Source organism: Piscibacillus sp. B03, from assembly GCF_052246295.1.
Taxonomy (GTDB): Bacteria; Bacillota; Bacilli; order Bacillales; family Alkalibacillaceae; genus Piscibacillus.
Genome location: NZ_JBQQCO010000030.1, coordinates 1 through 23,949, shown reverse-complemented (window position 1 = coordinate 23,949; position 23,949 = coordinate 1). Strand labels below are relative to the sequence as shown.

At 37.9% G+C, this 23,949-nt stretch carries 27 protein-coding genes and 1 pseudogene; 3 read left to right on the top strand and 25 right to left on the bottom strand.

Annotation, left to right across the window (positions count from 1 at the left end; genetic code table 11):
• Positions 1-514: 514 nt before the first annotated feature.
• From ACTWQB_RS15270 to ACTWQB_RS15155, 24 genes and pseudogenes are all read right to left on the bottom strand, one after another.
• A complete protein-coding gene (locus ACTWQB_RS15270) occupies positions 515-1,045 on the bottom strand; it encodes a GNAT family N-acetyltransferase (RefSeq protein WP_443140049.1) in 531 nt (176 codons plus the stop codon).
• Positions 1,003-1,521 (bottom strand): annotated as a pseudogene (locus ACTWQB_RS15265) (GrpB family protein); the annotation flags it as partial. The gene ACTWQB_RS15270 and the pseudogene ACTWQB_RS15265, both read right to left, overlap by 43 nt.
• 79 nt (positions 1,522-1,600) lie before the next feature.
• A complete protein-coding gene (hpf, locus tag ACTWQB_RS15260; RefSeq protein ID WP_277673847.1) occupies positions 1,601-2,155 on the bottom strand; it encodes a ribosome hibernation-promoting factor, HPF/YfiA family in 555 nt (184 codons plus the stop codon).
• A 148-nt stretch (positions 2,156-2,303) separates the two neighbouring features.
• On the bottom strand, positions 2,304-2,549 hold the full coding sequence (locus ACTWQB_RS15255) for a hypothetical protein (RefSeq protein ID WP_443140048.1): 246 nt from the start codon (positions 2,547-2,549) through the stop codon (positions 2,304-2,306).
• A 120-nt stretch (positions 2,550-2,669) separates the two neighbouring features.
• The gene (locus ACTWQB_RS15250) at positions 2,670-3,020 is read right to left on the bottom strand and encodes a flagellar protein FliT (RefSeq protein WP_443140047.1); all 351 of its coding nucleotides are present in this window, start codon (positions 3,018-3,020) and stop codon (positions 2,670-2,672) included.
• A gap of 10 nt (positions 3,021-3,030) precedes the next feature.
• Positions 3,031-3,423, bottom strand: a complete 393-nt coding sequence (fliS, locus tag ACTWQB_RS15245; RefSeq protein WP_443140046.1) for a flagellar export chaperone FliS — start codon at positions 3,421-3,423, stop codon at positions 3,031-3,033.
• An 18-nt stretch (positions 3,424-3,441) separates the two neighbouring features.
• Positions 3,442-4,932: a flagellar hook-associated protein 2 gene (locus ACTWQB_RS15240; RefSeq protein WP_443140045.1), complete on the bottom strand. Its 1,491-nt coding sequence runs from the start codon at positions 4,930-4,932 to the stop codon at positions 3,442-3,444.
• 14 nt (positions 4,933-4,946) lie between these two features.
• On the bottom strand, positions 4,947-5,318 hold the full coding sequence (flaG, locus tag ACTWQB_RS15235; protein ID WP_443140044.1) for a flagellar protein FlaG: 372 nt from the start codon (positions 5,316-5,318) through the stop codon (positions 4,947-4,949).
• A gap of 174 nt (positions 5,319-5,492) precedes the next feature.
• Positions 5,493-6,065: a hypothetical protein gene (locus ACTWQB_RS15230; RefSeq protein WP_443140043.1), complete on the bottom strand. Its 573-nt coding sequence runs from the start codon at positions 6,063-6,065 to the stop codon at positions 5,493-5,495.
• Between the two features lie 70 nt (positions 6,066-6,135).
• Complete coding sequence (locus tag ACTWQB_RS15225) at positions 6,136-7,272, bottom strand: flagellin N-terminal helical domain-containing protein (RefSeq protein ID WP_443140042.1); 1,137 nt, start codon at positions 7,270-7,272, stop codon at positions 6,136-6,138.
• Between the two features lie 123 nt (positions 7,273-7,395).
• The gene (csrA, locus tag ACTWQB_RS15220; protein WP_443140041.1) at positions 7,396-7,623 is read right to left on the bottom strand and encodes a carbon storage regulator CsrA; all 228 of its coding nucleotides are present in this window, start codon (positions 7,621-7,623) and stop codon (positions 7,396-7,398) included.
• Positions 7,617-8,057, bottom strand: coding sequence for a flagellar assembly protein FliW (fliW, locus tag ACTWQB_RS15215; RefSeq protein ID WP_443140040.1), 441 nt, complete (start codon positions 8,055-8,057; stop codon positions 7,617-7,619). Before fliW ends, csrA begins: the two co-directional genes overlap by 7 nt.
• 16 nt (positions 8,058-8,073) lie before the next feature.
• On the bottom strand, positions 8,074-8,667 hold the full coding sequence (locus ACTWQB_RS15210; RefSeq protein WP_443140039.1) for a DUF6470 family protein: 594 nt from the start codon (positions 8,665-8,667) through the stop codon (positions 8,074-8,076).
• Between the two features lie 263 nt (positions 8,668-8,930).
• Positions 8,931-9,815, bottom strand: a complete 885-nt coding sequence (gene flgL, locus ACTWQB_RS15205; RefSeq protein WP_443140038.1) for a flagellar hook-associated protein FlgL — start codon at positions 9,813-9,815, stop codon at positions 8,931-8,933.
• Positions 9,816-9,825: 10 nt separating this feature from the next.
• A complete protein-coding gene (gene flgK, locus ACTWQB_RS15200; RefSeq protein ID WP_443140037.1) occupies positions 9,826-11,412 on the bottom strand; it encodes a flagellar hook-associated protein FlgK in 1,587 nt (528 codons plus the stop codon).
• A 20-nt stretch (positions 11,413-11,432) separates the two neighbouring features.
• Positions 11,433-11,924, bottom strand: coding sequence for a flagellar protein FlgN (locus tag ACTWQB_RS15195; protein ID WP_443140036.1), 492 nt, complete (start codon positions 11,922-11,924; stop codon positions 11,433-11,435).
• An 11-nt stretch (positions 11,925-11,935) separates the two neighbouring features.
• On the bottom strand, positions 11,936-12,205 hold the full coding sequence (gene flgM, locus ACTWQB_RS15190; protein ID WP_443140035.1) for a flagellar biosynthesis anti-sigma factor FlgM: 270 nt from the start codon (positions 12,203-12,205) through the stop codon (positions 11,936-11,938).
• A gap of 72 nt (positions 12,206-12,277) precedes the next feature.
• Positions 12,278-12,679 carry a TIGR03826 family flagellar region protein gene (locus tag ACTWQB_RS15185; RefSeq protein ID WP_443140034.1) on the bottom strand — a complete coding sequence of 134 codons (402 nt, stop codon included), beginning with the start codon at positions 12,677-12,679 and terminating at the stop codon, positions 12,278-12,280.
• Between the two features lie 67 nt (positions 12,680-12,746).
• A complete protein-coding gene (locus tag ACTWQB_RS15180; protein WP_443140033.1) occupies positions 12,747-13,427 on the bottom strand; it encodes a ComF family protein in 681 nt (226 codons plus the stop codon).
• Positions 13,405-14,751 (bottom strand): DEAD/DEAH box helicase, encoded by a 1,347-nt coding sequence (locus tag ACTWQB_RS15175; protein ID WP_443140032.1) that lies wholly within the window; start codon positions 14,749-14,751, stop codon positions 13,405-13,407. Before ACTWQB_RS15175 ends, ACTWQB_RS15180 begins: the two co-directional genes overlap by 23 nt.
• A gap of 88 nt (positions 14,752-14,839) precedes the next feature.
• Positions 14,840-15,685, bottom strand: coding sequence for a DegV family protein (locus ACTWQB_RS15170; RefSeq protein WP_443140031.1), 846 nt, complete (start codon positions 15,683-15,685; stop codon positions 14,840-14,842).
• Positions 15,686-15,797: 112 nt separating this feature from the next.
• Positions 15,798-16,553 (bottom strand): hypothetical protein, encoded by a 756-nt coding sequence (locus ACTWQB_RS15165; protein WP_443140030.1) that lies wholly within the window; start codon positions 16,551-16,553, stop codon positions 15,798-15,800.
• A gap of 206 nt (positions 16,554-16,759) precedes the next feature.
• Positions 16,760-17,455 (bottom strand): response regulator, encoded by a 696-nt coding sequence (locus tag ACTWQB_RS15160; protein ID WP_443140029.1) that lies wholly within the window; start codon positions 17,453-17,455, stop codon positions 16,760-16,762.
• A gap of 53 nt (positions 17,456-17,508) precedes the next feature.
• Entirely contained in the window at positions 17,509-18,657 is a 1,149-nt protein-coding gene (locus ACTWQB_RS15155; protein ID WP_443140028.1) for a sensor histidine kinase, read from the bottom strand.
• 153 nt (positions 18,658-18,810) lie between these two features.
• Here ACTWQB_RS15155 and ACTWQB_RS15150 point away from each other — a divergent pair, with 153 nt between their 5' ends.
• Together ACTWQB_RS15150 and ACTWQB_RS15145 are read left to right on the top strand one after the other, a co-directional pair.
• Entirely contained in the window at positions 18,811-19,452 is a 642-nt protein-coding gene (locus ACTWQB_RS15150) for a YigZ family protein (RefSeq protein ID WP_443140027.1), read from the top strand.
• Between the two features lie 372 nt (positions 19,453-19,824).
• Positions 19,825-21,312 carry a S8 family peptidase gene (locus ACTWQB_RS15145; RefSeq protein WP_443140026.1) on the top strand — a complete coding sequence of 496 codons (1,488 nt, stop codon included), beginning with the start codon at positions 19,825-19,827 and terminating at the stop codon, positions 21,310-21,312.
• Positions 21,313-21,409: 97 nt separating this feature from the next.
• Here the strand turns inward: ACTWQB_RS15145 and ACTWQB_RS15140 are convergent, their stop codons facing one another.
• Positions 21,410-22,888 carry an APC family permease gene (locus ACTWQB_RS15140; protein WP_443140025.1) on the bottom strand — a complete coding sequence of 493 codons (1,479 nt, stop codon included), beginning with the start codon at positions 22,886-22,888 and terminating at the stop codon, positions 21,410-21,412.
• A 286-nt stretch (positions 22,889-23,174) separates the two neighbouring features.
• On the opposite strand from ACTWQB_RS15140, the gene ACTWQB_RS15135 reads away from it, so the two are divergent.
• Positions 23,175-23,723, top strand: coding sequence for a hypothetical protein (locus tag ACTWQB_RS15135; protein ID WP_443140024.1), 549 nt, complete (start codon positions 23,175-23,177; stop codon positions 23,721-23,723).
• The last annotated feature ends 226 nt before the right edge of the window (positions 23,724-23,949 follow it).

Below are 23,949 nucleotides of genomic sequence, written 5' to 3'. Positions count from 1 at the left end.
TTTTCACAAAATCACGTACAAGCTCCTCAATCTGTTTAGAAAATACATTTTCTGTTATACTATTAGACATAGGGTAAGGCACATCCTTTCTAGTTAATGTCAGAGTTAATTAGAGGTTGTACCTTACCTTTATTTTTTATACATTTTCTTACACAGACTATTGTACGTCATCTCTTAATCAACAATTGGAGCTTCTCTATCGGCAAAACGGACTCCCCTAACTATATTCGCACACTCTATATCGACAAACTTGACCTCTCAATCGACAATCGAGTGTCCTCTATATACAAATTGAGCTTCTCTATCGACAATTGAGCGGGCCCTATCGATAAACCAAGCTTCCTTATCGACAGTCGTTGCATCTCTATCGACAAAACGTGCTTCTCTATCGACAAATGAGCGTCCCCAATCGATAAACCAAGCTTCCTTATCGACATTCGTTACCTCCCTAAAGTCAAACAGAGCTTCTCTATCGACAAAACCAACCTCTTTACCGACATTAGCTGGTTTCTAATTAACTTCTATACTCCATTAACCAACAATCTTGGTACACACCTTCATGTAGCTCATGTTCTGGAAGCATCTTCACTTTCTTAAAACCACATTTTTCATAGCACCGTATTGCTCTTGAGTTTCTGATTTGCGGATCCATGACCACCACATCAGCACCCTTTTTATTTATTAAAAAATTCACCATTGATGAAACAAGTAACGTTCCAATCCCCATGTTCCAATATGTTGGCTCGCCAATGAATTGATCAATGCCATAAACATCATTATCAGTGTAACTATATTTTTTCTCATAAAATTGTATGTAACCTACTTCCTTGCCTTTAAACAACACCATGCAGCTAACTACGTCACTTTCCTCATTTAAAAAGTCTTCTCGCACTTTCTCAGTATCAAACGGTTGGTCACGTCCTTCATAAAACTCTAGCACTCGGTCATCTGACAACCACTTTGCCATAAAACGTATATCTTTTTGATCTAATTTACGTACTTCTAACTCTCGTTTTGAAATAAGGTTGTATCCTTGTGATGCCAATTTAATGCTCGCTCTTCTAACTTTTTAACGTATTCTTTCTTAGCGGAGCTGTAATCGCAGGTATTATTATAAAGGTTAGCTAGCTCTTCTTTAATACCACTATATTCTTCGACTTCTTCAGGATGTGTCCTTAAATAATCGCGAACGACGAGGTGTCTTTCAATTTCCGGATTGTCATATTGGTAAAAATGTATATGATGAGTCCTCTCATCGCCACCTTTTCTAAACAACCTCCTACCTTTAATACCCCACTCACCCGCAACATCGTAACCAAGTGTTGCCATTTGATCGTTAAAGGCATCAATTTTTTCAATTTCTCTTACGATACACATCATATCTACCACAGGCTTAGCCTTCATACCCTTTACTGCCGTACTACCGAAATGTTCAATATCAATTATTTCATCGCCAAAAATGTCCATTAATAGTCGTGCTTCATTCTGAAACAACAGCTTCCAATTTTCCTCAAACTCTGACCCATCGTACTTTCATCTCTCCACCTCCACATATACAGAAAAGCCGCCCCATGTTTTGGAGCGGCTCGATTATCATAAATTATGTTTCGATTAACCCGTATTTACCATCTTTACGTTTATAGACAACATTTGTCTCGCCTGTTTCAGCATTTTCGAAGACGAAGAAGTTGTGGCCTAACATATCCATTTGAAGGACTGCTTCTTCCTCATCCATTGGTTTTAAATCAAAACGCTTTTTCTTAACAATTTGGATTTCTTCTTCTTCAGTTTTTTCATTAACAGCAACAGCAGCTTCCCTTTCTAACTCAGCAAATACATGCTTTGGAGCTCCTGCTTGTCTGAACTTACGATTAACCTTTGTTTTATATTTACGAATTTGTCGTTCTAACTTATCGACTACTAAATCGGTTGCGGCATATAAATCGCCATGACTCACCTCAGCTCTCAGTAACAAATCCGTCATTGGGATTGTCACCTCAATACGCTGTTCATCATTGTGTACACTTAAGTTCACGTGCACGTCTGAAGTTGGTGGTGTGTCAAAATAACGCTCCAACTTCCCTATCTTTTTCTCAACATACTCTCGGATCGCATTCGTTACTTCGATGTTTTCTCCTCTGACGTTGTACTTCATATGCACATCCTCCTTTCAAGATATGTAATCTATATTCTACATTACCCGCAATTATCCCTCTATAAACAGTCAAAAAATTTAAAATATTTTGTCGAAAAATTTTTATATCGAATACTTGCGCTTGATTAACGCAATCTCTCGTTCATTTTTAGTTGGTTTTTTCATAGATAAAATCTTGATCTAGTTTAATTTCATCAAATTTATTCATATGTTCTTGGTGTCTAGATTCATTTTTCTCTTCTAATTGATCTATATGACGCACTAGTCCACCCATTTGGTTTTCTATCCCATCCACTCGATGACTTAATTCTTTGGTCGTCTGGTTATTCTCTTCAACCATCTGAACTAGCTGAACAAGCATATTCTCCATTTTTTCTAAACGCTCTTCAACCATGTCACCATCTCCTTAATTTTATTTTAACAAATCAACGAAGAAGTTAAAGAGCTAGTTTATAACACCATTTTAGAACATTTGTTCGTGTTTGTCCATTAAAAAACTCAGGCAAGACCTGAGTTAATTTTTCTTATCAATATAACTACCATCCATACCATATAGATTTGCGTATGGATTAATATATTTCTTGTTGGACTGCTTTTTCTTCGAGACCACACCAATATCTTTTTGGATGTTTCCAAGATAATCATTAACCATCACTTTTAAACGTTGATCCAGTTTAACAATTTCTTGACCATACTGCTTCTCTTCTTCAGTGTATGGTGATTGAATCTCATTGATTAACCGATCACGCTGCTCAACAAAATTCTCGAACTTTTTAATCAGCTCTTCACGTGCATACTGATCTGCTTGTTCAAATTGAGACACGATTTGATTTGTTAAATGGTGTAGTTCTTTTATCGCCGACATCCAAAAGCTCCTATCTTGCTTGTTTTTGAAGCTTATTCGCTTTGATTACCTGTTGCCAAGTTTCACGAAAATCTTCTGCCATCCCTTGAACCTCATCCAACAAAGCAGGATCATTTTTAATATTCGCCTGCATTAACTGATGGTTCATGTATTCGTAAAGAGGCATTAATTGATGAGAGATTTCATAATCCATATTCAATGTTACCATCAATTCACGAATAATGTCTTGGGCTTTTTGGATATTTGTGTTTTTTTCTTGAATGTTTTTTTCATCCATTGCTTTTTTCGCTAGTTTAATAAAGCGAATACACCCACTATAAAGTTTTAAGGTTAACCCTTCTGGTGTTGCTGTTGTGACCGAATTTTGATGATAAGCTAAATGAGGTTGTGCTCCATAAGCCATTTCCTAACACTCCTTTTATTACTGCATTCCACCGCCGAAATTTTGCATCATAAATGACGCTTGTTCGTTATATTTCTGCATAGCTTTTTCCATAGCAGTAAATTGGTCCCAATAACGCTGTTCCGTCTGTTGCATACGACGTTCAAAGTTTGCCATACGCTCTGCCATATTTTTCAGTTCGCGCCCCATTGTGTATTGATGTTCTGTTTGAGTCGCCGTACCAGCACGGTCCCTGATACGATCACGTGTTGATTCCACGACATCTTCAACACGATTGAGGATCCCTCGCGAATTACCTTCATCACTATTAGAAAACAAACGATGAACCGCACTTGGGTTTTCTTGTAACTTCTCTCGTAATTTAGTTTCATCGATTTCTAATTTACCACCCTGGCGCCAATTTGATGTAGTTGTGATTCCAACATCCATCATACGACTCAAATCACCATTTGGGTTATCAACCGACTCATACCACGCCGAACGCATACCAGACAATGCCGAGCGTAGAATCCCATCATTTCTAAGCTCACCACTCTTTGAACGCTCTTCCCAAAGTTCAATCTCACGTTCAGACATATCCTTTCTTTGGTCTTCCGTTAAAGGTGGGTAATCACGATGACGTTCCTCGCCTACCTTTTCATTCATAAAATCTATTAACTCATTGTATTGTTCAACAAACTCTTTAATCTTATCAACAGAACCATCAACATCATGTGAAACTGAGACATTGGCAGACCCAGTAGAATTAAATGTCAGATTCATCCCGTTAAATTGATAATTATTCGAATGAGATGTCATCGCAATATCGTTGTATGTGAACTCAGCATCCTTTCCACCTTGTTCGTCAGCAGAAATATTTAACGTATCTGTAAAGAAGGCATTTAAACCTTCAAATTCTAAACCACCTTGATTAAAATCACCTGTTTCCGTACGTTCCATAAATACACGATCTGAGTTCTGATCGTAAAATGCTCGAACGGCACCACCAGACTCTTCAGATATACGTCCTAATACATCGTTTAGTGACTCGCCATCTTGAATCGTGAAAGATACTGTCTTAGGACTATCTGGGCTTTGGTCGTGATAAGCAAAACTCACTTCTTCACCCACATATTCAGCAGCTAAGGCTTGATCAGCATCATACCCTTGTCCAAAAGCAGTCCCATCTACACCCGAATAACGTGTTGCGGCACTTGCTAACTGAGTCACTTCAAACGAATAATTTCCATCCGTAGCCTGATTACTAGCCGTAACTGAAATCGCATCCGATGAACTAGACGCTGTTTTCGACGTATAAGTTGAAGACATACGCATATCTAAAAACTTATTGTCAAATTCTAATAGCTTTGTATTCACTTCACGATACGCATCACGACGCTGCGTTAACCACAACTGGTCCTGTTCCATCTTCTGTAACGGTAACCGTTCAGCCTGCATGAGGTCCTTAACCATTTGGTTAATATCCATCCCAGATGCAAACCCAGTCATTCGCATATTATTGTTAATCATGTTCCTCACCTCATTTAAATTCGCTCATCAACGATAAAGCCCATAAACTCTGCCATAGCGGCATATACATCTAGTAATTTTTTAGGTGGAATCTCTTTAACGACTTCATCTGTTTCTCTATCTACTACTGAAACATAATATCGATCTAGCTTATCATGAAACTCAAACTGTACCGATGTATTCATAGGTTCAAGAAAATCATTTAAACCTTCCACTAGTTCTTCAGCCTTTTCTTTTGTTATTTCTTCTACTGGCTGATATAAGTCATCCCTTTTTTCATTCGCCTGCAATGCCGGTTTCTGATTCACGCTGTTCGATTTATGTAATGTTTGTTCGCCCGTGCCCCGCAGGAGTTGAGAATTAGATAAAATCGCTTCTACTTTCATCTACCAAACAACTCCTCAAAATGTTCTTTATATTTTATATCGGCAGTTTTTGGGAATTTTTAAGTCTAATAAACAAAAAAAGAAACTCTAAAATGAAGAGTCTCAAAAACTTAATTAAAACTTTTGGCTAAAAGTCAACTTCTCATTCATTATTACCTTTAAAATGAATAACTTTCATTCATCACTGTGAGGTTTTATATTTTTGGGTATAGTTTTTACTATTCTTCTACCATAACCTTTTATTACTTTATAACAATCTTTATTCACTACTTCTACACTATAACCCCTACTTTTTAATATATCTTGTAGCCAATCAAACCATTTTTCCTCTTCTAGACCGTAATATCCTTGTTTTAACTCATCAAAAAGTAAATTAAGTTCATAGTCATCTGATTCAATTTCGAATGTCACTTTCTCTTTATTTAACCTAATTTTATTCACGACATAAGCTGAAATGAAAGGTAATATTAGCTTAGTTAATTCCGTAACTTCGCCAACAAATATTTCCATGCTTCCATCTTTAAGATGAACTATTTTCACTTTTTCTCTAAACCTTATAAGACTCTTACTGTACCTATGTAATGAATTAAGGTTATCAAGAAAAATTTTTAACTCATCTTCTACTTTATCATCTTCCAATAATTCGCAAAAAACTATTAACTGATATATATCTACTGAAAGATATGCCAGATCATATAAAGAATTGACTTCAAAATCTATACGAATTCTTAAATCATACTTTTCCATTTCTCACACTTCCATTGAAAGAAAATCATTTTAAAAGAGACTCTAAATTAATAGAGTCTCTATGTTAAAATTAACCAAGTAATTGTAATACTGATTGTGGTTGTTGGTTAGCTTGAGCTAACATAGACTGAGATGCTTGAGAAAGAATATTTGCACGAGTCATCTCCATCATTTCTTTAGCCATATCAACGTCACGAATACGAGATTCCGCAGCTGACAAGTTCTCAGAAGCATTATCCAAGTTAGAAATTGTGTGCTCTAAACGATTCTGAGTCGCACCAAGTTGTGATCTTTCAGCTGAAACTGTTTCAATTGCAGTATTTATGATACCAATTGAATTACTTGCATCTTCTTGACTAGAAATATTGATACCCTTATTTTCATCAAAAGTTGCTGCTGAAACACTAGTAGATTGGCCTGCAGTACCTGTGACAGTTCCATTAGCATCAATTGAAGCAGTAACCCCTATCCCTAAATCATTAATAGCATCTACTGCGTCTTGTTTAGTTCCAGTAATTGAATCATCAGCTTGTTGAGCATAAGTAATAGTTAATGTATTTGTATCCTTATCAAAAGATGCAGTAGTCTCAGACACTGCTTCTCCTGCTGCAGCTGCGGTTTCAACAGTAACTGGTTCTCCCAAAGAGCTAGTTAATTCGATATCAGTATCTAATGTTCCAGTACCAGCGGTGTCAATTCCTTGCACATTTAATGCTTCTGAACTCATACTATCTATTGACAAATCAATGTCTTGACCAGCGTTTGCACCGATATGAAATTTACCTTGGAAAGTACCATCTAATAAATTCTGGGTATTGAATTCTGTGTTATCTGATATTCTGTTTATCTCTTGCGCTAACTGATCGACTTCTTTTTGTAGTTCTTCACGGTCAACTTCCACGTTTGTATCATTTGCTGATTGTACTGCAAGTTCACGCATACGCTGTAAAATATTATGTGTTTCGTCTAGTGCACCCTCAGCCGTTTGGATTAAAGAAATTCCATCTTGTGCGTTACGACTTGCTTGATCTAAACCATTAATCTGTGCACGCATTTTCTCTGAAATTGCTAGTCCTGCAGCGTCGTCACCTGCACGGTTAATACGTAGACCTGAAGATAATTTCTCCATTGAAGATTGCATGTTACCTTGGTTGATACCCATTTGACGGTGAGTATTCAACGCTGGAATGTTGTTGTTGATAATCATTTAAAATTCCTCCTTGAGTTTTATAATTGCCACGTCCTTGTGGCAAGATGAAACAGTCAGAAAGTCGGCCGACATTTGACTGATTATCTTACATGTTTTATATCGGAGGATTTTTAAAAAGGTTTAGTCGTTTTTTGTATTTTTTAATAAATTTATTGTATCAGGTGTCAATTGACTAGCATTTTTGTTTTCCTCTAGTATTTGTTGATAAATTTCTGAGCGATGGATATCGATGTTTTTGGGAGCGTCAATACCAAGCTTAACTTGATCACCATTAATGGATACTACTTTCAATTCTATGTCATTGCCGATTTGAATCGATTCACCGACTTTCCTTGTGAGTACTAGCATGGCTTGGCTCCCCCTCCCTTGATCGAATGTTTCGTAGAGTAGTTGGACTCTGATAATAGTAATTGCTTGGCAAGGTTTTTCTTTGCATTAATGACGATTGGGCCCTTCAAGTTAACCGTAGATTGTTCAAATGGATCCTGCACTGTCACGATGTTCCACACTTGAACATCATTCGGCTCTTCTAACTTTAATTGTTGTTTTGATGCTTCCTCTAATTCAAATTCATATTTTGCTTCTATTAAAAATGGATTTGTGACAATAAATGCTAGGTTTTCTTGTTTTAAAGATTGCAACACCTTAAACGCAGGGTTTCCTTCTAAATCTAACAATACGAATTGTTTATGCTCTTGGAACCCTGGCAATCCACTTTCAAACGTCAATACATCTTGATCATTGACTTCAATCTCGCCGAAGTATAAAGTCGTTATTTTCATAAGTCACCACTTCCTTTTAGATCTCCATTTCGAACCCTAAATTTTTATATTTTAAATTCTCAAAGTTTATATCGATAGAATTCTTTTGTTGTAAATAAGTCTCAAGCTTAGATTGTTGATAATCAACCTCTGGTTTGTTGTGCTTGGCATTAATGATTGGCTTGTTAGCATTTGCTTCTACCTCAACATCGCCTGGGTCGTAATCAAACTTCACCGCAAAGTTAGACGGGATCCATTTCATCTGTATCGGTTGATAATCATCAAACGCGTTTCGTTCAGCTATCTGAGCAATAACCCCATCTGTGCCGTTCTCAATGCGCATCAGTTGATCACCCTCATTCGCCACGCGGCTTGTTCCCTCAGCAGCCTTTCGCTCACCTTCTTGCGCCGCTTGCTTTGTCGACTCGAGTGGACCCACCATGTTTAATTCTTTGAACACTTGTGACTGATCAATCGTCAGTTTCGATGGTCGTCTGTGTATCTTCAAGTCAGCTGGTGGTTGGCTAATTTCTAGATCTGCCTGAGGTTGACGAATTGAAAGCTGACCAGGTGTTTGATTCATTCCAATCTTGGCTGATTGCTGAGTTATATTAAGTTTTGGAAAATCCATATTCATCACCACATTTAAGAAAGGCGCAAGCGCCTGTTTAACCACGCAGTGACTGGACCGTCTGAACTGAGATAAAGGAAACACGGCGAATTCGTGAGCCGATGTTGACTTATCGTAGGTTTAGGCGGGAAGTCACCCAGTGGTTGGGCGCATTGCGCTAGACAGTGCGTTGCAACATAATTTATCAGAAATTATTTAAAAATTTATACCTTCTTACTCTCTAAGAAAAGCTACCTGCCTTAAAACAGATAGCTTTTCATCCATTATCTTAGAAAATCCATTAATGTTGGTTGGATAATTCGTGCACCAGCTGATAATGATGCACGGTAAATACTTTCTTGCATCTTAAGATTCATAATGACTTCTTCCATGTGAGCATCTTCGTTCTCTGACATAATTTTATTCGTTGATATCTCTTGTTGGCTTAAACGACTCTCTAGTAAATCAACACGGTTCATTCGTGCTCCTAAATCTGCACGCTCATTTAGTAGTTCGCCCATGTGATTGTCTAGCGAATCTAAATAGTCATCAAAATCATCACCTGACATGTCAGGGTTCTGAAGTCCATTTACTAGGTTATTCAAATCATTAAATAAGTCTTCACTAAACACATTTGATGGGTTAATGTTTGCTCTGATTTGAATTCCTTCAGAAACTTCAATCATAACACCGTCATCATTTCCTTCTGCTGCCAATAACTCACCATCTTCTGAAAAACGCGGCTCCAACGTATTGGTACCATTAAAAATATGCTTACCATTTACCTTCGTATTAGCTAAATCAATTAAATGGTTTCTTATCTGATCAATTTCTTTAGACATGTTTTCGCGTTGTTTTTCTTCATATGTATCGTTACTCGCCTGAACGACAATTTCACGAACACGGCTTAATGCCTGATTCGTTTGATCTAATGATTCATCCGAAGTATCCATCCAGTTACGAAGCTCTCCCATGTTACGGTCATATTGTTCTACACCAGCTAGTTCAGATCGATAATTAACCCCTCTCATCGCGACTACAGGGTCGTCTGATGGTCGGTTAATTTTCTTACCTGTTGATAGTTGCTCCATGTAACGATCCATTTGTGAATAGTTATTTCTTAAATTATTTAACAAGCTATTATTCATCATATTTTGTGTAATACGCATCAGACTTCACCTACCTTCCGACGATTCCCATTTGATTGATCACACGATCTAACATTTCATCTACGACCGTTAGGTTACGAGCAGCTGCGTTATAAGCGTGTTGGAATTTAATCATGTTTGCCATTTCTTCATCTAATGAAACACCACTAACAGCTTGTCTATTATTTTCAACGGATGTTCTTAACTGGTTTGTATTTGCTGCCATTCGGTTCGATTCTTCTGCCTTTATTCCAAGATCTCCAATCATAGCTTCATAGAATTTTTGAACAGATTTACCATCCAAGTCTATGTCATCATCTAATAAATCATCTGACACCATGTCTCTCACTCGGTCTAAGTTAAGTGCATGTTCTCCATCCCCTGGAGCCCCAGTTGCAGACGCTGCAATCGAATTTTCATCTTCTTTAATTTCATCTGATACTTTAATCATGGATGCTGCGTTAAACTCATCCATTCCCGTCATATCAAAGAATGAGCCACCTTGCTCGCCATCTAAAGTAAAACCTTTTTCATGTACATTATTAAACGCCTTTGAAAATTCATAAGCCATCTTATTAATCTGGTTGACCATCTCATAGTAGTCTCCAACAGGTCCTTCAACGACATTTCCGGCATCATCAAATGTTGCTTGACCGTTAGCATCCATGACACCTTTAAGTTGACCAGTAGAATTGAAATCTAACGCATCAAACGTCACTGTCTCGCCATCAGCATCGGTCAAATTAACTTTAGAGACTAGCTCTTGCCCTTCATGCTCAACAAAATCGAAACTGAACTCTCGAACACTATTATCCTCTGAAATAATCGTTAATTCTTCTCCATTTTGATCTTTCATCGGATTGCCATTTTCATCTAATAGCGTAATTTTTGCAATTCCTTCAGCAGATGCTTTTGAATTACCACCATTACCAGTTTTATCAACTTTAATGTTCACAAATTGTGAAAGCTGATCGATTAGTGCATCACGCTTGTCATATAAGTCATTAGGAAGGTAGCCATTCGGTTCGATTCGATTAATCTGGTCGCTATATTCTTGAATTCCTTTAATGATGTCATTAACTTGACTACCGTTTTTATCTAATTGGTCTTTTAACTCACCTTGAACGTTTTTCAATGAACGATCGATATAATGGAATGTTTCTGCTAACGCTTCACCACGTTGAGCAACCACACGTCTAACCCCACCGTCTTCAGGATTTGTAGCAAGGTCTTGTAAGGCTGCAGAGAACTGATCCATCGCTTTAGCTAAACCTTCATCGCTTGGCTCATTCATGATATCTTCCATACGGCTCAACGCATCAGCTCGCTCGCTCCAGTAACCGTTCTTGTTGTTCTCCGTTCGATATTGAAAATCTAAAAACGCATCACGTACACGTTCAATTTGACCCGCTTCAACACCCGTTCCCATCTGTCCAGGAATTTCTGGGCGATTTCGTGCTGGGGCAGGAAATGGACTTGTTTGTTCAAATTGTACACGTTGTCTCGAGTACCCGTCAGTATTTGCGTTGGCAATATTATGGCTCGTTGTATGTAAAGCGGATTGTTGGGTGAAAAGGGCTCTTCTTGCCACTTCTAACCCGTGAAATGTTGAAGGCATGCTTGTCTCTCCTCTACCTATTAAGCTTTCGAATCAAACATCGACGTCTGTTGTCGTTGTTCACTTTTATTAGATTGGTTGTAATTGATGTTTTTCGATTGTGGTTCGTACATCTCGAGTGATAGATTAATAAATTGTAATGATTGTTCAATCAATTCTCGGTTCAGCTGTTCCTGCTGTTTTAACAATGCTAGATTCATCACTAACTTCTCAAAAATCTCCTCTAGCTTTTGCTTCATTTCCTCATCGTCCGTTAACTCGATTAAGTAACTAATCGTTTGTTCTTCTGCATTAGGAGCATGTTCATGGAACCACTGTTCAGTTAATGTAACACGCTTCGCTTCAACTTGATCAATCGCCTGCGCGTGTTTTCTCTCTTTCATGAGAAGCTCATTGAATTCATCGATTTGACTTTTCTTAACAAAATCCGTTTTTTGTTTCGATAGAGCTAATAAGCTTTCATTCAACTGATTCAGCTTCTCCAAATGCTCGACAATTTTTTGTATAGTCAAAAGACCCTCTCCTATACTCGCTTATTCGTCCAAAAATCAATCATCTTCTCTGCCGTCTTCTTAGGATTCACATCATACTCGTTGCTTTGAACTTGTTGCTTCAAATTCTCCACTTTCTCTTTTCTCGCTTGAACAATACCGTTACCTTCTTGTAACTGCTTTGCTTCATTTGAGATCTCTAATTTATCTTTCGGTTGAGATGATTGCAATTGTTGTTGCTTTTGCATTTGTTTTTGATAGGGGTTTAAGTTTGCCCCATTTACACCATTAATCTTCATCATTACACCCTCTTTTTACCGTCCGAATTATTCATTATTTATATCGGATGTTTTCAAGAAAAGTTTAGCCTATTACTAATTTTTATTTACATTATAGTAAGTAGTCACGTTTGATGATTCTTTAACTTGTTGCGCAGCAGATTCGTCAACCAAGTCTCTTTTAAGTGAATCTGAACAGTTCGAGCATAGCTTACCTTCTGAGATCATATTCCCGCACCTTTCACATGGATAATTAAAGTTCGGTGCTTGCGACGGGTGAATTCGCTTCTGCTTTAACCATTTAGTAATAAGTGATTCTTCTACCCCTGTTTCGTTCGACACCTCATACATCGTAGCTGTTCGGTTTCTCTTTTTTCTAATAAAAGCGTAAACTTTTTCAAATTTCTTTTCTTCTTCTTGATAACATTTTTGACAAACATCAATTGCTCTCTTTACAAACAATTCTCCGCACTGAGGACAGTTTGCTAACTCTCCCATGGTCATTCCTCCTCAATCTTTTCTACCTTTATTATACCTTCTATACTGAAAGTTCACAAAACTAAGTTTAACTTCTAATTAGTGTAAATGAACGGACCACTTTCGCACCCGAGTCTAGTATTAGCTTAGCTGCTTGACGTAAGGTGGTTCCGGTTGTGTATATATCATCTATTAACATCACTTTTTTAGGCGGAGCATCCATAACTTTGAACGGGTTACTTGAAAAGATTCGTTCTCGTTTTGATTTTTTCGATTGTTTTTCAGAATGTATGCGTTTTAAAAGGTTAACGGTTGGCTGTTCGGATAAATTGACAATAGCTTCTGCTTGATTAAAACCTCGTTCTTGGAATCGCTCCTCACTTAAAGGTATCGGCACAAATGCGAAATCCTTAAATGGCAGGAGTGCTTGTTCTACTTCTTCTTTGAACACGTTAATCAGTTCATAATCCCCACGATACTTAAATAGAGCCATCGTATCTTTCATAAATGTATTATAAGTAAAACTGGATTCATTTCGTGTAAGGGGATCGTTTCCACCAAATCGCTCTTCCCACGCGAAGCAATCACCACAAAGTTCGATATCAGATGTCATAGACCTCATGCACTTTTCACATTGAAAAGGAGCAACGTTTGAAATCCGTTCAAATTGCTGACCGCATTCTTCGCAAAGACATTTATTCGAAACTTCAAAAAGAGTGGCCCAAGTAGTTGCCGGTTCTAAGTCCTTATAACAGATTAGGCAATACATGTTGAGCCTCCTTCCACTTCTTTGCTTTACGGTTCATCGTCAATGAATACACCCTTGCTCCAACCATGGCGTTCGTTTTTTGTTCAGCAAAAAACGTTACATCCCCACTTGGGTCGTGAGCACTTCTACCAGCTCTCCCAGCTATTTGCACTAATGCCGCTTCATCAAACACGTCATGATCCGCTTGTATAACGGCGACATCAATCGATGGAAATGTCACCCCGCGCTCTAAAATCGTTGTGGTGATTATTGCTTGAAATTTTTTATATCGAAATAGTTTAATTAATTCTTCGCGTTTGGGATGTTCTGCATAAACATAAGGCATGTCGTTGAGTAGAGCCGAAAGCTGTTTTGCCATTTCAACTGTCGGGGCGAAAAGTAAATAGCGCCGACTCCCGCGATCATCAATCCACTTTTGAATACGTTTTGGAATTTTACCGTTTGTGATGTTGTTGCTTATTTTATTGACATATTGAAAAGCAGGAATTGGCAACGGGTGGCCATGAAACCTCATTGGAATTGAGACAGTTGGAATTAGCTTGAAGAATGACTTAAGCTTTAAGTCCATTCGTGGAGTTGCAGTAAGGTAGATTAGTGTATGTTTGTCTTTTAGTGCTCGCTTAACTGCTTTCGGTAATGTTGAATCTCGATGATAGGGGAATGCATCAACTTCATCAACAATCATCACGTCAAATGCCTGGTCGTATCGGAGTAGTTGATGTGTTGTCGCAATGACCAAGTGTGCTTGTTCATCTACCTCTTGTGAATCACCGTATAAGGCCGCTGATGTTATATTAGGAAAATCTCGCCTTAACCTCGGGGCTAATTCTCGCACCACGTCTGTTCGAGGTGTCGCAATACAAGTTTTCATTCCTTTTGAGGCAGCGTAGGCAATTCCTTCATATAACATTTCAGTTTTGCCAGCACCACACACAGCGTGAATTAACAGCGAACCTGATTGTTGGATTTGCTTAACAAGTTCATCTGATGCATGTTGTTGAAGTGGCGTTAAAGTGCCATCCCACTGGCATGGATTTTGCACTGGTTCATATGTCGGTGCAGGACCATTCCATTTATACAGCGGTTCACTTTTACTGACACGCCCCATCATAATGCATTTTCGGCAGTATAAATGACCTGAAGGCAGTCTCCCAAAATATTTCTTGTCGTAATTATAACAACGTTGGCATTGATTTTTATCAATGCCTGGAACTTCAACTAATAACTTTTTTGATAACAACTTTTTAAAGGTAGATTCATCTAAATGAAGTTCACGCTTAAGAAGGCGTTTACCGTGGAATTGAGAGGCATAATAATCGTTCAATTAATTTGATCTCCTTTTCTCAAAATATAAAACAGACAAGCCATGGCCTGTCTGTTTCGCATATAAATTATAATAATTGCATTTATTATTAACTCACTTTGTACCAGCAAAGGCCAATACCGCCTTCACCTAAATGCGTACCAATAACAGGACCAAAATAACTAATAACAAATTCAACATTTGGATACTTTTCTTCTAGCTCTTGCTTCCAATTCTTCGCAATGTCTTCACGCTCTGCATGAATGATACAAGCTTTAACTTTCTCAGCGTCATCAGCCGTTTCTTTAAGTAATTGCTCCATACGTTTAAACGCCTTTTTGCTTGTACGAATTTTTTCAAATGGAACAATCTTCTTATCTTCAAAGTGTAAAAGAGGCTTAACTTGAAGCAAGCTACCAACCATTGCTTGTGCACCGCTTAGACGTCCACCGCGGGCTAAATGGCTTAGATCATCGACCATGAAATATGCTTGCATATTTTCTTTAATTTCGTTTAACACTTCAAGAATCTCTTCTGGAGTGGCACCTTCTTTTGCCATCTCTGCCGCACGAAGCACATAAAAACCTTGAGCCATACAGCTAATCTCTGAATCAAATGGATACACTTCAACACCATCAACTGATTGTCCAGCTGACACCGCTGCTTGATAGGTTCCACTAATTCCGCTAGATAAATGAATTGAAATGATAGCATCGTACTCTTTAGATAATTTTTCATATGTTGTTAACACATCACCAATTGATGGCTGTGAAGTCTTAGGTAGCTCGTCCGATGTGCGCACCTTATCATAAAACTCTTTCGTTGTAATATCATAGAGTTCACGATAACTCTCCTGCCCAAACGTCACAGCTAGAGGCACGACATGGATATTTAATTCTTCTAATTGGTCTTCTGGTATGTAGGCTGTACTGTCCGTCACAACAACCGTTTTCATTCCCTCTACCTCCCTTTTTCTTACTATAAATTTTACTATATAACCCAAATAATTGCGATAATATTTTTGCCGATCCAATTACATTTTAACAAATTATGATAAGGTCAAAATTTTACGGACGACTACAGACGATTGAAGCCGATCTATCGACAGTAACGACTCTCTTATCGACATTCAGAGACGCCCTATCGATAATCAAAGCTTCTCTATCGACAATCAGAGCTTCCTTATCGACAATCAGAGCTTCCTTATCGACAATCAGAGCCTCCCTATCGACATTCAGAGCTTTCCTATCGACATTCAGAGCTTCCTTATCGACAATCAGAGACGCCCTATCGATAATCGCAGCTTCTCTATCGACAATCAGAGCTTCCTTATCGACAATCAGAGCCTCCCTATCGACATTCGCGCCTTCTCTATCGACATTCAGAGGCGCCCTATCGATAATCGCAGCTTCTCTATCGACAATCAGAGACGCCGTATCGATAATCAGAGCTTCTCTATCGACATTCAGAGCTTTCCTATCGACATTCAGAGCTTTCCTATCGACATTCAGAGGCGCCCTATCGATAATCGCTGCTTCTCTATCGACAATCAGAGCTTCCTTATCGACATTCAGAGCTTCCTTATCGACAATCAGAGCCTCTCTATCGACATTCAGAGGCGCCCTATCGACATTCAGAGACGCCCTATCGACATTCAGAGGCGCCCTATCGATAATCGCAGCTTCTCTATCGACAATCAGAGGCGCCCTATCGATAATCAGAGCCTCTCTATCGACATTCAGAGGCGCCCTATCGATAATCGCAGCTTCTCTATCGACAATCAGAGACGCCCTATCGATAATCAGATCCTCTCTTATCGACATTCAGAGGCGCCCTATCGATAATCGCAGCTTCTCTATCGACATTCAGAGCTTTCCTATCGACATTCAGAGCTTTCCTATCGACATTCAGAGGCGCCCTATCGATAATCAGAGCCTCTCTATCGACATTCGCGCCTTCTCTATCGACAATCGCACACGTTTAATCGACTTTTAACGTAAAAAACGCCGGGGTGTCCCGGCGTTTCTCACTACTTAACTTCAACCCAACCGTTTTTAATTGCAGTTACAACTGCTTGAGTACGGTCGTTAACATTCATTTTTTGCAATATGTTCGATACGTGGTTCTTAACCGTTTTTTCACTAATATAAAGGTTCTCTGAAATGCCACGGTTACTCTGACCATCCGTCATGAGTTGTAACACTTCACACTCTCGTCTAGTTAACAAGTGTAATGGCTTGCGGTACTCAACCTGTTGAAATGCACTGCTTGAGCTTGATCCAGTTGATGAACCTGCTAGAGCTAATCGGTGATAATCTTTAATTAGATTATGTGTTACTTTCGGGTGTACGTATGAACCACCGTCACTAACAATCTTGATAGCGTTGACTAATTCATCAGTATCCATTTCCTTAAGCATATACCCTAACGCACCAGATTTAAGTGCGTGTGTCACGTATGATTCATCATCATGAATCGATAAAATTATGACTCTTAAGTCTTCGTATTTATTAATCAGTTTACGTGTTGCTTCAACACCGTTTATATTCGGCATATTAATATCCATGATCACGATATCCGGCTTCGTCTCATCAACAATCGCCATCGCATCTGATCCGTCGCCACCTTCTGCGACAACTTCAAAGCTCTCTTCAAATTCTAAAATTCGTTTTACACCTTCACGAAATAATTTATGATCATCAATTAACACGATTCTAGTTCCCATTTAATAACCTCCTAAAATTCGTTTCCAACCACAGTATAACGAATCCCGTCCAATTATTGGTCTTCGTAAACGTTCGGTAAAGAAATCTTAACTTTTGTGCCTTGACCTAACTCAGATTCAACCTTTAAACTGCCGTCCAACATCTCTATTCGTTCCCTCATGCCAATTAATCCAAAAGATTGATGCTTAGTTGCTTCCTGGTCAAACCCAATACCATCATCAACAATCCTTACATTAAGCTTTTGTTGAGTGGCCTCGAATTGCACACGTATAATTTTTGCTTGAGCATGTTTAACCGCGTTTTGAACGGCCTCTTGAATCATTCGAAAGACAGCCGCTTCAAACTTATGCCCATATCGCATTTCCTTACCTTTGAACTCAAATTGAATTTTGAGCTCGTGGTATTCCTCAATGGTAGAGAGGTACTTACGCAAAGTCGGAACTAGTCCTAAGTCGTCCAATGCCATAGGTCGTAAATCATAAATAATTCTACGCACCTCATATAGCGCATTTCTCGCCATTTCTTTCATCTCTTTAATCTCTTTTAAGGCTTCGTCCATACCACGCTGTTTAATCGTTTTATCAATAATATCTGAACGAATTAACACATTAGCAAGCATTTGTGCTGGCCCATCATGTATTTCACGCGATAAATTCCTGCGCTCTTCTTCTTGAGCCTCAATAATCCTTAATCCAAATTCATGCTTTTGCTTCGCTGATTCAAGTGCCTCATTGACCTCTTTAAAATCTTCGTTTAAATAGGTCAAAATAACATTAATCTTACTCATTAACTTTTCAGCACGCGAAACACTATTGGCTAATATTTTAATTCGTTGTTCTAAATCGTCACGTCGTTTAATTAGTGCTACTTCTTTTTGCCTTTGTACCACTAATTGTGTTTGTAACTCATGCGTATTATTATAAACTTGACGCACTTCCTCTTCAGAATAGTGCTCAAAGTTCTTACTAACCTCTGATAATCTCACTCTTGAAGCTTTAAGTCGTCTCTCTAATTCGTCACTCTCATTTATTATATTCTCTACCTCACGCTTAATTTCCTTCACTTCTTTGTTCAATACTTCTTGTTGTTTTCTAGATTCCTCTCCAATTTCGAACACTTCTCTTTTACTGTTCGTTACGACATTGATCATTTCCTCAATTACGGAATCTAGTGCTTTCTCATTATCCTTTACAACCGACATGACTAATTCCTCCATTGTAACTATATCCATTCGAAAGATTTCAAATATTCGCGAGGGTCTTAGTCACATTTTATCATTAATTGTCCAACTGCACACCTTTTGCTCTGAATTCGTAATAACATTATAATATAGGAATGAGAGGAGTTCATTTTTATGTTAGAAAAATATTTAACCATCAAAGAGGCAGGCTCTCATGAAATCGTGATTCAGAAATCACGCTTCATAGGTCATGTAAAAAGAACTGAAACCGAGGAAGAAGCTCAAGAATTTATTAACGAAATTAAAAAGCAACATAAAGATGCCACACATAACTGTTCTGCTTATATGATTGGTGAGCAAAACTTAATCCAAAAAGCACAAGACGATGGCGAGCCAAGTGGTACAGCCGGCGTTCCAATACTTGAAGTCTTGAAAAAAATGGACCTAAAAGACACTGCAGTCGTTGTGACACGTTATTTCGGTGGAATAAAATTAGGTGCAGGTGGTCTCATTCGTGCTTATTCGAACTCGACTTCAGAAGCGATTAAACACATTGGAGTTGTTGAACGAACTTTAATGAAAGAAATCCTTATTAAAGTGGATTACGGACTAATTGGTAAATTAGAAAACGAACTACGCAATAGCGGACAATTATTAGGTGATACAGAATACTTAGATTCAGTAACATTCCATGTGTACGTCCCGGTATCAGAAGTAGATAGCTTTAAAACTTGGATTGTTGATTTGACCTCAGATCAAGCGAAAATCACTGAGGGAGAAGAAAAATATGTAGAGAAAGAAGTTACATTATCATAACAATCAGATGTTTACCTTAGATGGTAAGCATCTTTTTTTATGACAAAAAAGATCCCCCAAAGTAAACTTTGAGGGACAAAATAAAAAGATAGCGTCTAAATAACCCTTTATGATCGAGGTCAAGTATTATTTTATTATTTTTATATAACAACATCAATACCTTAAAGGTTGATAAATAATTTGGATTTTAATCAAAAAAATGACGTTAAAGTATATAATTTTTTCATAAAATTATAATTATTATTATTTAATAACAAAAATAAATAAACTAGTTCTATTGTCTTAATTTCAAAACATTTGAAGGATAATAAATATTTCATAAGAATATAGTTAGAGTGTTCAAAAAATTCATTTAGGGGAGGAATTATTCGCATGAAGAAAGTCATAACACTGATTGCAACACTTGCTATCGCACTATTCTCATTCTCGGCATTAGGAGTCGGTGCTGATGCTGAAGAGAATTATTATTCTGTTGTTCTTAAGAACAATGCTCAGGTAGAAAAATTCAAAGGTGATCTGTCACTAACAGATGCTGAAATCGTTTATGAAGTGCCTGAGATTGGCTATTACCAAGTGAAAGGTACAGCTGGTGATTTAAATCAAATTAAAGGGTTTAAAGGTGTACAAGCAGCAAGCCTATCTTTATCTTGGGACTTACCAGAATCACAATCCATTGAGTTCAGTGGTGACTTAGATCTTTCTGGTGACCTTTCAGGTGATTTGAATGGGGATCTTTTAGAAGAAGCTGGAATGGAAATGCCACAGTTCTGGCCAATTCAGTGGGACATTCAGCGTATCACTGAAAATGGTGCAAGCTATGCAGAACACACTGGTTCTCATGACACTGTTGTAGCTGTAATTGATACGGGGATCAACCCTACACATATCGATTTAGCTCCAAACTTAGTTGAAGGTTCTAAAAACTTTGTACCAGCAGGCGGTTTCCAAGGAACAGAACCTAGTGAAACTGGAGACCCTGGCAACTTTGTCGACCTACACGGTCACGGTAGTCATGTGTCTGGTTCAATCGCTGGTGCTGGTAATGGTATGTTAGGTGTAGCACCTGACTTGGGTCTTCGTGCTTACCGAGTATTTGGAACAAGCTCGGCAGAATCTGCTTGGATTTACAAAGCAATGATTGCTGCTGCTGATGATGGTTCTGATGTATTATCAATGAGCCTTGGTGGCTGGGATTTATTCGGTCAAACATTTGTTAAAAATGATGATGGTAAATGGGAAAACGCTGGTAATGACGTTGCAGACTACGTAGCATACAAACGTGCAGCTAAATATGCTGAGGATAAAGGTGCAGTTGTAGTTGTGGCTGCTGGTAACGACGGCCTGGATTTAAGCAACAATAATCAAGTAATGAATTATCTCAATGAAGAGTATGGTAGTGAAAATGTACAATTCCGCGGAACAGCTAAAACAGTTCCTGCTCAATTATCAAATGTCGTAAACGTTTCAGCTACTGGACCTAACGATGTTATTGCAGAGTATTCTAACTATGGTGCTGGTCAAATCGACATTGCAACAGTAGGTGGAGACACTCGCTTGTATAATCAGTATGCATCAGAAGGTCGACTAGATGAATATCTAGATAACCTAATGCACTATTTCGAATTCAACCTAAGCGCTGACAGTGCATCTGATACTGGTTATTACTTTAGTGTCGGCACTTCAATGGCAACACCTAAAGTATCAGCTGTAGCAGGTTTAATCATTGATCAAAACAATGGCGAATTATCACCTGCACAAGTTAAGCGAGAGCTACTAAAAGGTGCAGTTGATAAAGTGAATGGCCAAGAACGTAAATTATTCGGAAACGGTCATTTAAACGCATTTAAAGCAGTTCAGTAATTTTTATGTATGTATCCCGTTGGCGAGACAGCCAGCGGGATTTTTCTATTTTAAAACCAAAAAGCCACCCCAAATACATTTGGAGTGGCCTTATAAATTAATCCTCTTTATCTGTCAGTTTAAACTTCTCTTTTCCTAAGATTAAATAAGCTAAATCTTCACGATCATAACTTTGTAAATCTTTACGTCTTACAAAGTAGAAGATCACACCTAATGCTACCCAAATCACTAATGCCCATAATGACTCAGATCCTAAAGCAGCTGGTGAATTCGGATAAAGTAATAATACTAAGAAGCTGACACTTGAAATCATACCTAAAATGGCTACAAACTTCTTACCTGGTGAAACAATATGAAGTGTTTCATCGTAGTCTTCACCTTTATTCCATTTTAATAAGCTATAAGCTGTAAAACATGTATAGAAATATGCAATTGATACACCGACTGATGACATATCAACGATCCAACCTAACACTTCGCGTCCGAACCAGGGTGCAATGATTGCAACAATGGCCGCAAATATAATAGCAAAGTACGGTGTATTGTATTGACTATGCAAGTGAGAAAACGGTTTTGGTAACACTTTACCACGTGCCATCGCGAACAATACACGACTTGATGATATTAAGAATCCATTTAAACCGGTGAAAATACCCATGGATAAAGCAACAACTAAGATTATTAATCCACCTGTTCCTAATACATCTTGCACAACGGTACCTGTTCCCCATTGTAAACCTGCAGCCGACGTATCCTGCCAAGGTGCTGCAACTGCAGTCGTTACAATCATTAGAGAATAGATTATAGCTGCAAATAACAACGCCATCATAATAAGCGTTAATGCTCTACGTGCTGAGAATTTAAATTCCTCCGCTGCCTGTGGAACGTTATCAAAACCGACGTAAGCAAACGGTGCAATCGCAACAATTGTTAGTATAGCTGCTAAAGGTGATACTTCCGGGCTAAATACTGGCGCCATGTTACTAAATGATGTGCCGCTGTTCGTTGTCATCAGACCAGTTAATGAAAAGACACCTAAGATTAAAATCATTACAAAAATAAATTGCAAACGGCCTGATAAACCTGAACCTTTAATATTTAAATACGTAAAAAACGCAACTAATACAGTAACTACGATGATTTCTGTGAAATACACGTCCCAACCGGCAATACTATACATTTTCATATTTTGAATGAAATCCGGGAAAACGAACTTCAACATTAAAGCGAATGCTGTTGCGTTTAACGCTACGATACATATATAACCTAATGTTAAGAACCACCCACTAATATATGCATGGACACGGTTTAAACTCAAGAATGCATAGGCGAACTCCCCACCAGACACAGGATAGTTTCGAATAAGGACTCCGTAACTAATCGCAATTATCGCCATTAGTACTGCACCTATAGTTAATCCAAGAATAACGCCTAATGGTCCTACTCCAGCCATCCAATCAGCTGGTAAAACGAACGATCCCCATCCGATTGATGAACCTAAGGCAATTGCCCAAACCCAATGAGGCTTAAACGTTTTACTTAGTTTTTTTCTTTTCAGTCCATTATCAGAACTCAATTTTAATACCCCTTTATTATTTAATTTTTAACAAAGTATAACCGTCATTTTACCATTACAGCTCTTCAGATAAAAAAGTCAGTTTAATACCTATATGGCAACATTAACTAGATATAGCTCATACAAACGTTCTAAGTCGGTCACAGTATAGGACACTCCCTATTTTGCTTATATTTGTCCAGTTCTGTCGAATTGTTGTTTATTTTCCCCTAATTTCACAGTATAAATCGCAAAACTTTTGACGAAGATGGAAAAAGAACGGACTTAGAAAGGCTGACGGCTGACAATGAAAAAATTACTTCTAATCGTTTTAATCGTTATGATTTATGTTGTGACAAATGGAATTAATGTGATTGAACGTGTATTAAACCAAGAGGAAACAGAGCAAATTGAACAAGAAAATGATGAGTCTTCATCTTATACTTGGACTAATGATGTTCTAGATAGCCCACAATCCGAACAAATGACTGCTCCACCAAAAGAAGACGATATCATTCAAAAATATGAATCCACATTTGAAGAGCTTAAAGAAAATACGATTAATGAAATCGAAGAAATAAAGGAAGAAGTATTAGCAAACCTTAACGAAGATCCAAACCCACTACAAATTGGGGCTATTGTACTAAAATACGAACAAAAAGCTACGAAACTAGAAAATGAAATTGATGAGAGGTTTAATGGTTTTTTCGAGACCTATAAACAAGAATTAAACCGATATGGTTATTCCACGGCATCTGTAGTCAAATTAGAGAGAAAATACAAACGAACGAAATCACAATTAAAAAGAGATTTAGTTCAAGAGGCCAATGCCTGGATTGAAGAAAGAAACTTCTAAATTCGACACCATAATACTAAAGTATTAGTTATTATAGTATAATTAGTAGAAAGTTATCAGAATTTTTGGACGGAAAAGGGGTACAAATTTCCTAAAAAGGAGAGTGTAAAATATTTTGTGTAAATGGCTATTCCGATTTTCAATGATATAGAAAAAGGAAGACCCATTCTGTAGAATTAAGTTAGCAGACTAAAATTCACAGAAAAGAGGTCTTCCCTATGAATCA

Bases quoted from the DNA above. Each gene is read 5' to 3' on its own strand.
- flgL (WP_443140038.1), bottom strand. From the start codon at position 9,815: ATGCGTATTACACAAAATATGATGAATAATAGCTTGTTAAATAATTTA.
- ACTWQB_RS15150 (WP_443140027.1), top strand. From the start codon at position 18,811: ATGTTAGAAAAATATTTAACCATCAAAGAGGCAGGCTCTCATGAAATC.
- ACTWQB_RS15255 (WP_443140048.1), bottom strand. From the start codon at position 2,549: ATGGTTGAAGAGCGTTTAGAAAAAATGGAGAATATGCTTGTTCAGCTA.
- ACTWQB_RS15145 (WP_443140026.1), top strand. From the start codon at position 19,825: ATGAAGAAAGTCATAACACTGATTGCAACACTTGCTATCGCACTATTC.
- ACTWQB_RS15180 (WP_443140033.1), bottom strand. From the start codon at position 13,427: ATGTATTGCCTAATCTGTTATAAGGACTTAGAACCGGCAACTACTTGG.
- ACTWQB_RS15210 (WP_443140039.1), bottom strand. From the start codon at position 8,667: ATGGATTTTCCAAAACTTAATATAACTCAGCAATCAGCCAAGATTGGA.
- ACTWQB_RS15185 (WP_443140034.1), bottom strand. From the start codon at position 12,679: ATGGGAGAGTTAGCAAACTGTCCTCAGTGCGGAGAATTGTTTGTAAAG.
- ACTWQB_RS15230 (WP_443140043.1), bottom strand. From the start codon at position 6,065: ATGGAAAAGTATGATTTAAGAATTCGTATAGATTTTGAAGTCAATTCT.
- flaG (WP_443140044.1), bottom strand. From the start codon at position 5,318: ATGAAAGTAGAAGCGATTTTATCTAATTCTCAACTCCTGCGGGGCACG.
- ACTWQB_RS15160 (WP_443140029.1), bottom strand. From the start codon at position 17,455: ATGGGAACTAGAATCGTGTTAATTGATGATCATAAATTATTTCGTGAA.
- ACTWQB_RS15155 (WP_443140028.1), bottom strand. From the start codon at position 18,657: ATGTCGGTTGTAAAGGATAATGAGAAAGCACTAGATTCCGTAATTGAG.
- flgK (WP_443140037.1), bottom strand. From the start codon at position 11,412: ATGCCTTCAACATTTCACGGGTTAGAAGTGGCAAGAAGAGCCCTTTTC.
- ACTWQB_RS15165 (WP_443140030.1), bottom strand. From the start codon at position 16,553: ATGTCGATAAGAGAGGATCTGATTATCGATAGGGCGTCTCTGATTGTC.
- ACTWQB_RS15225 (WP_443140042.1), bottom strand. From the start codon at position 7,272: ATGATTATCAACAACAACATTCCAGCGTTGAATACTCACCGTCAAATG.
- ACTWQB_RS15170 (WP_443140031.1), bottom strand. From the start codon at position 15,685: ATGAAAACGGTTGTTGTGACGGACAGTACAGCCTACATACCAGAAGAC.
- ACTWQB_RS15250 (WP_443140047.1), bottom strand. From the start codon at position 3,020: ATGTCGGCGATAAAAGAACTACACCATTTAACAAATCAAATCGTGTCT.
- csrA (WP_443140041.1), bottom strand. From the start codon at position 7,623: ATGCTAGTACTCACAAGGAAAGTCGGTGAATCGATTCAAATCGGCAAT.
- fliS (WP_443140046.1), bottom strand. From the start codon at position 3,423: ATGGCTTATGGAGCACAACCTCATTTAGCTTATCATCAAAATTCGGTC.
- hpf (WP_277673847.1), bottom strand. From the start codon at position 2,155: ATGAAGTACAACGTCAGAGGAGAAAACATCGAAGTAACGAATGCGATC.
- ACTWQB_RS15135 (WP_443140024.1), top strand. From the start codon at position 23,175: ATGAAAAAATTACTTCTAATCGTTTTAATCGTTATGATTTATGTTGTG.
- fliW (WP_443140040.1), bottom strand. From the start codon at position 8,057: ATGAAAATAACGACTTTATACTTCGGCGAGATTGAAGTCAATGATCAA.
- ACTWQB_RS15240 (WP_443140045.1), bottom strand. From the start codon at position 4,932: ATGATTAACAATAATATGCGAATGACTGGGTTTGCATCTGGGATGGAT.
- flgM (WP_443140035.1), bottom strand. From the start codon at position 12,205: ATGATGAAGATTAATGGTGTAAATGGGGCAAACTTAAACCCCTATCAA.